Annotated in this window: 7 protein-coding genes; 5 read left to right on the plus strand and 2 right to left on the minus strand. The window is 66.0% G+C overall.

Annotation, left to right across the window (positions count from 1 at the left end):
- Positions 1-41 precede the first annotated feature (41 nt).
- The 4 genes from KGM94_RS21200 to KGM94_RS21215 all read left to right on the plus strand — a co-directional run bounded on the left by KGM94_RS21200 (position 42) and on the right by KGM94_RS21215 (position 4739).
- The gene (locus KGM94_RS21200) at positions 42-611 is read left to right on the plus strand and encodes a class GN sortase (RefSeq protein WP_300263778.1); all 570 of its coding nucleotides are present in this window, start codon (positions 42-44) and stop codon (positions 609-611) included.
- Positions 612-677: 66 nt separating this feature from the next.
- Positions 678-1391 carry a DUF1614 domain-containing protein gene (locus tag KGM94_RS21205; protein ID WP_300263780.1) on the plus strand — a complete coding sequence of 238 codons (714 nt, stop codon included), beginning with the start codon at positions 678-680 and terminating at the stop codon, positions 1389-1391.
- A 204-nt stretch (positions 1392-1595) separates the two neighbouring features.
- Positions 1596-3815 carry an acetate--CoA ligase family protein gene (locus KGM94_RS21210; protein ID WP_300263781.1) on the plus strand — a complete coding sequence of 740 codons (2220 nt, stop codon included), beginning with the start codon at positions 1596-1598 and terminating at the stop codon, positions 3813-3815.
- A gap of 93 nt (positions 3816-3908) precedes the next feature.
- Positions 3909-4739 (plus strand): MlaD family protein, encoded by an 831-nt coding sequence (locus KGM94_RS21215; protein ID WP_300263783.1) that lies wholly within the window; start codon positions 3909-3911, stop codon positions 4737-4739.
- Positions 4740-4887: 148 nt separating this feature from the next.
- Here the strand turns inward: KGM94_RS21215 and KGM94_RS21220 are convergent, their stop codons facing one another.
- Positions 4888-6390, minus strand: a complete 1503-nt coding sequence (locus KGM94_RS21220) for an NAD(P)/FAD-dependent oxidoreductase (RefSeq protein WP_300263785.1) — start codon at positions 6388-6390, stop codon at positions 4888-4890.
- Positions 6391-6510: 120 nt separating this feature from the next.
- Positions 6511-7269 carry a trypsin-like serine protease gene (locus KGM94_RS21225; RefSeq protein ID WP_300263787.1) on the minus strand — a complete coding sequence of 253 codons (759 nt, stop codon included), beginning with the start codon at positions 7267-7269 and terminating at the stop codon, positions 6511-6513.
- 111 nt (positions 7270-7380) lie between these two features.
- Here KGM94_RS21225 and KGM94_RS21230 point away from each other — a divergent pair, with 111 nt between their 5' ends.
- Positions 7381-8016 (plus strand): HAD-IA family hydrolase, encoded by a 636-nt coding sequence (locus KGM94_RS21230; RefSeq protein WP_300263790.1) that lies wholly within the window; start codon positions 7381-7383, stop codon positions 8014-8016.
- Positions 8017-8125: the final 109 nt, after the last annotated feature.

Genomic DNA, 8125 nt, shown 5'->3' on the forward strand with positions numbered 1-8125 from the left:
TCCCGAGAATTCGGGACGGTAATGACGGGAGTGTCGCAAATATGCCTCGCCTCATCCCTTCCCTCGCTCTCGCGCTTCTCGGCGCCCTGCTGTTCGGGCAGGGCGTCTACATCCACGCCAAGGCGTGGCTGGCGCAGGCGCTGCTGGAGCGCGCGTTTGCCGAAAGCATCCGAAGCGGGCGCCCGACGAAACCGTGGTCCTGGGCCGACACCTGGCCGGTCGCGCGGATCGAGGTGAAGCGCATCGGCGCCAGCGCCATCGCGCTCGCCGGCAGCAGCGGACAGGCGCTCGCCTTCGGCCCCGGCCATCTGGAGCGGACGGCCGAGGCCGGCGAACGCGGGGTCGCGGTCTATGCGGCGCATCGCGACACGCATTTCCGCTTCCTGCGCGACGTTGTGGTGGGCGACGAGATCGACGTCACGCGGGGCGACGGCCGGCAGTTCCGCTATCGCGCCGACCATTCCTCCGTCGTGCGCTTCGACGCCTCGGGCATCGATCCCGCGACCCAGGGCCATGAGCTGGCGCTCTCGACATGCTGGCCGTTTGACGCGCTCACGCCGGGTCCCGAACGGTACGTCCTGCATGCCACGCTGATCGGAACCGGCGGCTAGGTTTGTCATCGACGGCATCCCGTGAGATGCTGCCCGGCATCACCCCGCTCAACCGGTCCAGCGAGCATGCACGCACAAGTCCAATACCTGCCGATCACGCCCGGCCTGTTCTCGATCCTGGTACTGCTCGCGGCCGGGCTAATCATCCTGATCCAGCTCCGCATCCTGCGCTATGCCTACGAGCGGCTCGGCCTCGGGCCGGGTGCGGCCCTGCTACTGCTGTTCGGCTCGCTGATCGGCAGCTATTTCAACATCCCGATCGCCGTGCTGCCGGCAAAGCTCGTGCACTCCGGCGAGATCGTCGACTTCTTCGGCATGCGCTACGTCGTGCCGCTGGTGACGCAATGGCCGGGCACGGTGCTGGCGGTCAATGTCGGCGGCGCCGTGATCCCGACCCTGATGTCGAGCTATCTCGTGCTGCGCTACCAGCTCTGGCTCAAGGCATCCATCGCCGTGGCCGCGATCGCCTTCATCATCCACATGATGGCGACGCCGGTGCAAGGGGTCGGCATTGCCGTGCCGGTGTTCGTTCCCGTCGTCGTCACCGCGATCCTTGCGTTCCTGCTGTCGCGGGACTACGCCGCACCGCTTGCCTATATTGGCGGCTCGATGGGCACCCTGATCGGGGCCGACCTCCTCAACCTCGACAGGATCGGCAGCCTCGGCGCCCCGGTTGCCTCGATCGGCGGAGCCGGGACGTTCGACGGCATCTTCCTCACCGGCATTTTGGCCGTGCTACTCGCCGGAATTGCCGCTCCTCCCCGTCCCCGGGAGATCTGACCCCGCGGCACGATTGTCGCCATCGCGGCAAGACCCTGCGATAGGCCGACGACATCCCGCAGGAAACCATGTTCTGGCGCAAGCGCGTGTGGGACAGGGCCGGTCCGGCCGCCCCCGGTTGCCACCCTGTCGAACTCTCCGTACAAATGAGCGAGCGCTGCGAGACATAACGCGGCCGGCAAGAGCAAAGGTGAGGACGACGTCATGGAAGCTCAGGTGACCGCTGCATCCGCCTCGAAGCGTCCATGGTCCCCGAATCCCGACGCCGACGACGTCGTCAAGGGCATTCACGCGATGCTGCACCCGCGCAACATCGTGCTGGTCGGCGCGACCGACAAGCCCGGCAACTATGCCGAGCGCATCTGGAACAATCTCGTCAAGTACGGGTACGCAGGCGGGCTCTACCCGATCAACGCCCGGCGCGAGACGATCTGGGGCGTTCCCTGCTACAAGGATTTTGCCGGCCTTCCGGAGCAGCCCGACCACGTGCTGGTGCTGGTGCCGGCACGTTTCGCGGTGCAAGTGATCCGCGACGCGGCCGCCGCCGGCGCACGCTCGGCCACCATCGTCACCTCGGGCTTCAGCGAATTGCAGGACGAGGAGAGCCAGCGGCTCGCCGTCGAGCTGCAGCAGGCGGTGCGCGAGACCGGGCTCGCGGTGACCGGGCCGAACTGCCTCGGCAATCTCAGCGCCGGCGAAAAACTCTTCACCAACATCGATGACCGCGTGGTGACCATGGAGCAGGGTTCCGTGGCGGTCGCCGGGCAATCCGGCGCCATCGTCATGGCGATCCGCCAGGCGCTGGAGGATCGGGGCGTCGGCGTCGGCTACATGGTGACGACGGGCAACGAGGCCGGACTCGAGACGCCCGACCTGATGCGCTATTTCGCCGCCGATCCGAGCATCCGGGTCATCGTCGTCTATCTCGAGGGCGTGCGGAACACCAAAGCGTTTCGCGACGCCTGCAAAGCCGCGCGCGCGGCCTCGAAACCCGTGATCGCGCTCAAGCTCGGCGCCTCCGAGGGCGGGCGCGCCGCGGCGATGGCCCATACCGGCGCGCTCGCGGGCTCCATCGAGACTTTTGATGCGATCGCGACCCGCGAAGGCGTGATCCGCGCGCGCGGGCTCGACGAGCTGATCGAGACCACCGAGTGCTTCGTCCACGCCGCCGTACCGAAGGGCAACCGGCTCGCCGCGGTGACGCTGTCGGGCGGCAAGCGCGGGCTCCTGATCGACGCCTTCTATTCGGCCGGACTGAACTTTGCGCCGCTCGGCAAGCACGCCAGCACCGAGCTCGCCAGGATGCTGGGGCCGGGCTCGATCGTCGGCAACCCGCTCGATGCCGGCTTCGCCGCCGTGGTCGATCCATCCGTCTACATGAAGTCGATCAAGCTGATGGTCGACGACCCCGACATCGACGTCGTGATCGTCGATGCCGAGCTGCCGAAAGCGCCACACGAATTGCGCGAGCGAAACCTGCGCATCGTCGACGAGATGGCGAGCCGGGCCACCAAGCCGGTGATCTACATCAGCGCAATGTCGATCGGCTTCACCGAATTCACCAAGACCTTGCGCAAATCGCTTCCGCATCTCGCGGTCATGCAGGGCATGGACCGAGCGGTGACCGCGATCAAGTCGCTGCTCGACTACGCGAAGCTGCGCAAGGAGGTGCCCGACATCGTCGCGAGCTCGAAGCCGTCCGCGCGCGCGGTGCTGGAAAGGACGCTGAAGGCGGCGAGCGGCGCCGCGCTCGACGAAGTCGCCTCCAAGAAACTGTTGAAGGCCTATGGCATCCCGATCTCCCGGGAAGGCGTCGCGCAAACCGCGGCGGAAGCGGCGAAGATCGCCAGGAGCATCGGCTTCCCCGTCGTCGCAAAGGTGGTCAGCGCCGAGATTTTGCACAAATCCGACATCGGCGGCGTGGTGCTCGATCTCAACAGCGCGGCCGAGGTGAAGAAGGCGTTCGGCGACATCACCGCGCGGGTGAGGAAGCTGAAGCACAAGCCGAAGCTCGACGGCATCTTGATCGCCCAGCAGGTCAAGGCCGACCTCGAGCTCGTGGTCGGCACGTCGCTCGATGCGGAGATGGGGCCGGTGGTGCTGTTCGGCACCGGCGGTATCGACATCGAGCTGATGAAGGACGTGGCGCTGGCCGGCGCGCCGCTCGATGCGGCGGAGGCGCGGGCGCTGATCGGCCGCACCAAGGCCGGGGTCAAGATGCGCGGCTATCGCGGCAAGCCGGCGCTGCACGAGGCCTCCGCCGTCAAGGCGCTGGTCGGCCTCTCCAACCTGATGGCGGATGCCGGCGACCGCATCGCCTCGATCGACATCAATCCTTTCCTGATCAACGCCAGGACCGGCGTGGCGGTGGACGCCCTCATCGTGCTGAACAACGCCGCGGCAAGGCGGGCGGCAGGCCACTGATCACAGGCCACTGATCGCCTTCCACTCGCCGTGCTTTGCCCATAAAGTCGGTCCGCGATTCCGCAAGACGTGGGGTCGCGGGCTGGAATGGCGATGGCACGGAAGAGCAATCTGGTGATCGGGACGGTGACGCTGGCAGCGATCGCCGTGGCGTTCGCCGGCATGCTCACGGTGCAGAAGCTGCGCTCGAGCCAGCAGCGCAGCCCCTTGCGCGTCGTCTTCGAGGGCGGTTCCGCAAGCGGCCTGCGCAAGGGCGGTCCGGTGAATTTCGACGGCGTCCCGGCCGGACAGATCCTGTCGATCCATCTCGACACTCCCCGCAAGATCGTCGCGCTCGTCATGCTCGACAACACCGCGCCGATCCGCAAGGACACGGTCGCCGGCATCGAATTCCAGGGGCTGACCGGCGTCGCCGCGATCTCGCTGATCGGCGGCGCTCCGTCCGCCCCGCCGGTGCCACTCGACGCGGACGGCGTTCCCGTACTGACCGCCGACCTCAGCGACGCCGAATCGATCGTCGAGACCCTGCATGGCGTCGACCGCATGATCGTCAGCAACGAGGCGGCGATCAAGGACGGCTTGCGCTCGTTCGAGCACTACACGGCCGACCTGAAAGGCAAGGGCGAGGCCATCGACGCCGTCATGGCCAAGGTGGAAAAGGGATTTTCGGGCTTCGACAGCGTAGTGAGCAAGATCGAGGGTGCGCTGCCGGGCTTTGCCGACGGCAAGGCCGACGAGCTGTTCGAGAAGGTGAAGTCGCTGCGCGAGATGGCCGACAGGATGAAGAAGAAATCGGCAAGCTTCCTGGAAGAAGGCCGCCGCACTCTGGCGGACATCAGCGAAGCCGCCAACAAGATGAGCGGTGTCCCCACCGCCCCGCGTCCGCCGCGCAAACCACCGCCGCAGCAGCCGCGCAGGCCGTGACGACCACGCGTAGCGGACGGCGCCCTTGCCGGCGCAGGACCGGGTCACGTTCGAGAATTCACCCTCGACGGTCGCAATCGCGGACCACGCCGGATCATGGTTGCCCGCTCTGCCCCACGACCACTCCCTGGAGTTCGGCCTTCGCCCCTCACTCGTACACGAACGCGGCGTCGTCGAGATTGGTCTTCGGAATCTGATCCTTCTCGGTCCAGTAGTCCTGGCTGTGCTGCCATTCCGGCTTGTCGCCGCGCTTGGGCAGCAGATGCATGTTGCGCATCATGTAGCCGGGGTTGAAGTTTTCCGGATCGATCCAGGGCAGGATCGGCATGTTGTGGTCCTCGGGCCGCAGCTTGACCTCGACCTTCTTCGCGCCTTTCGTCTTCATGTGCGCGAGCAGATTGCAGACGAAGTCGGCGACCAGGTCGACGCGCAGCGTCCAGCTCGCGCGGAAATAGCCGAACACCCAGACGAGATTCGGCACGCCCGTGAACATCATGCCGCGATAGGTGACGGTGTCGCCGAAATCGAGCGGCTTGCCGTCGATGGTGAAGGCGATGTCGCCGAGCGTGCAGAGGTTGAAGCCGGTGGCGGTGACGATGACGTCGGCCTCCAGCAGCTTGCCGGACTTGAGCTGGATGCCCTTCTCGACGAAGCATTCGATCTCGTCGGTGACGACGGACGCCTTGCCGCTGGCGATGCCCTTGAACAGATCGGCATCGGGCACGAAGGCGATGCGCTGGCGCCACGGCCGATACTTTGGCGTGAAGTGCGTCTCGACGTCGTAGTCCGGACCGAGGATCGCCGCGATCTGGCCGATCAGTTCCTTCTTCACCGCCTCCGGCTTGGCGACACAGAGCTTGGTGAACGCATCCTGCTCGAACAGGATCTTGCGCCGGACGATCTCGTGGATCCAGGCTTCGTCGACCTGCAGGCGGCGCAGCTCCTCTGCGATCTCGATGGCATTGCGGCCGATCCGGAAATAGGTCGGCGAGCGCTGCAGCATGATGGCGTGCGCGCATTTGTCCGCGATCGCCGGCAACAGCGTCGCCGCGGTCGCGCCCGAGCCGATCACGACGACCTTCTTGTTCGTGAGATCGAGATCGTCGGGCCAGGTCTGCGGATGGACGATCCGTCCCTTGAACGTCTCCATGCCCTTCCATTCGGGCGTATAGCCCTCGGAGTGGCGGTAGTAGCCCTGGCACATCCAGAGGAAGTTCGCGGTGAAGGTCTTGCGCTCGCCGGTGTCGGTGGTGACGGCCTCGATGGTCCAGAGATTCGTCTCGCTCGACCAGGTCGCAGCGTTGATCTTGTGCTTGTAGCGGATGTGCTTGCCGAGATCGTTCTCGTCGATCACCTCCTTCATGTAGGAGAGGATCTCTTCCGCGGTGGCGATCGGCGGTCCGACCCACGGCTTGAAGCGATAGCCGAAAGTGTGAAGGTCGCTGTCGGAGCGGATGCCGGGATAGCGGTGCGTGATCCAGGTGCCGCCAAAACCGTCTTTCGTCTCCAGGATGACGAAACTCGTGCCCGGCAACTGTTTGGTGAGGTGATAGGCGCTGCCGATGCCGGAAATGCCGGCGCCGACGATCAGGACGTCGAAATGTTCGGTGGCCTGCCTGGCAGTGGGCGCAGTTCGTACGGCGACATTCATCGTTGGTTCTTTGCTTTTGCGGCCGCCCTTGACTGGACGGCACGGTTTCCTCCGCAACGGCCCGCATGGTCACCCCCGCGGCCGCTCTCTCAAAATGACATAGATCAAGTCAGACGGGAATCACAACGGCGCGCCCCATTGCCGCGCCGTCTGCAAAATCCAGTCGCGGTAGAGCGTCAGCGGCGTAACGCCGGTCAAGCCGCCGCAGCCGGCGCTGCCGTTCGGTCCGGTCGACCAACTGATCAGGCCGACGATGACGGCGCCATTCGGCTTGTCCTCGATGACAGGACCGCCGGAATCGCCCGTACAGGCGCCGATTCCGTCGCGAACGCCGCCGGTGACGGGGTCGACCAGGCGAATCTGCAGCGTGCCGGGCCGCCCCGTGGCGACGAGGCCGGCGACCCGTGTCACGCCGCCGCTTCGGCCGTCGCCGCGAACCGTGACGCCGATCCCGACGATGATGAAGCGGCTGCCGACCTGGATCGGGACCTGCGGCAAGCCGACCGGCAACGACGATTTTCCTTTGAGTGGAATTTCCAGCTGCAGCAGCGCCACATCGGCGGTGGCGCGATGGGACTGCATGGCCTGCATATTGAAGCCGGGATGGATCGCGACCGCGCGGACGCCGAGCAGTTGCGGTTTGCCGTCCAGACCATTGTCGACGACCTTGTAGTCCGCTCCCGGCTGCACGCAATGCGCCACCGTGAGCACGAGCTTCGGCGCGATGAGGCTGCCGGTGCAGAAATTGCCGCGCGAGCCGACGATGGTGACGACGGCGCGCGCTGCGCCCTCGGTCTGCGGCGTGCCGCCACCGACGATGGCCCGGGCGGGCGTTGCCAGCAGCGCGGTTGCGAGGAATGGGACGAGCGATGTCTTCATGAGCGCCAAGCAATAGCGCCTGAACCGATGTCAGCCAAGCGCCCGTTCAGGCTGGTCCGCGCCGCCATCGCGTGCTAGCCGTTCCGGCGCAACATCAGCGAGGGCGGAATAGTGGCGGTCGAGGCGGTGATCTGGGATTTTGGCGGCGTGTTGACGACGTCGCCGTTCGAGGCGTTTGCGCGCTTCGAGAGGGAACGCGGCCTGCCCGTCGACATCATCCGGCGCACCAACGCCGCCAATCATCTCGAGAACGCCTGGGCGAAGTTCGAGCGCGCCGAGGTCGACATGGAGACCTTCGATGCGCTGTTCGCTGCGGAGTCGCTGGCGCTCGGCGCCGAGGTTCGCGGGCGTGAGGTGCTGCCGCTGCTGCAGGGCGACCTGCGGCCCGAGATGGTCGAAGCCCTGACGCGCATCGGCGAGCAGTTCAAGACCGGGTGCATCACCAACAATCTGCCGGCCAATGCCATCGGCAGCATGGGCGGCCGTTCGTTCTACGTCGCCGAGGTGATGGCGTTGTTCGACCACGTCGTCGAGTCCGCCAAGATCGGGCTGCGCAAGCCCGACCCGCGCATCTACAAGATGATGGTCGAGACGCTCGGCGTCGATCCGAGGGCTTGCGTCTATCTCGACGACCTCGGCGTCAATCTCAAGCCGGCGCGCGAGATGGGCATGACCACGATCAAGGTCACCAGCGCAGCGCAGGCGATCGCCGAGCTCGAGGCGGCGACGGGGCTGAAGCTCGGGTAGCTTGCTCGTCATTGCGAGTTCCGACCGGCCCGAGGGGCCGACCCGCCTTAGATGAAAATGGGTGAGCCACTCTGACTGAGTTTAGACCGGTACCCACCCACTTTCTTCC

This window comes from Bradyrhizobium sp. (assembly GCF_028868675.1).
Taxonomy (GTDB): Bacteria; Pseudomonadota; Alphaproteobacteria; order Rhizobiales; family Xanthobacteraceae; genus Bradyrhizobium.

Excerpts from the sequence above, each read along its gene's own strand:
- KGM94_RS21205 (WP_300263780.1), top strand. The coding sequence starts at position 678 with ATGCACGCACAAGTCCAATACCTGCCGATCACGCCCGGCCTGTTCTCG.
- KGM94_RS21220 (WP_300263785.1), bottom strand. The coding sequence starts at position 6,390 with ATGAATGTCGCCGTACGAACTGCGCCCACTGCCAGGCAGGCCACCGAA.
- KGM94_RS21215 (WP_300263783.1), top strand. The coding sequence starts at position 3,909 with ATGGCACGGAAGAGCAATCTGGTGATCGGGACGGTGACGCTGGCAGCG.
- KGM94_RS21210 (WP_300263781.1), top strand. The coding sequence starts at position 1,596 with ATGGAAGCTCAGGTGACCGCTGCATCCGCCTCGAAGCGTCCATGGTCC.
- KGM94_RS21225 (WP_300263787.1), bottom strand. The coding sequence starts at position 7,269 with ATGAAGACATCGCTCGTCCCATTCCTCGCAACCGCGCTGCTGGCAACG.
- KGM94_RS21200 (WP_300263778.1), top strand. The coding sequence starts at position 42 with ATGCCTCGCCTCATCCCTTCCCTCGCTCTCGCGCTTCTCGGCGCCCTG.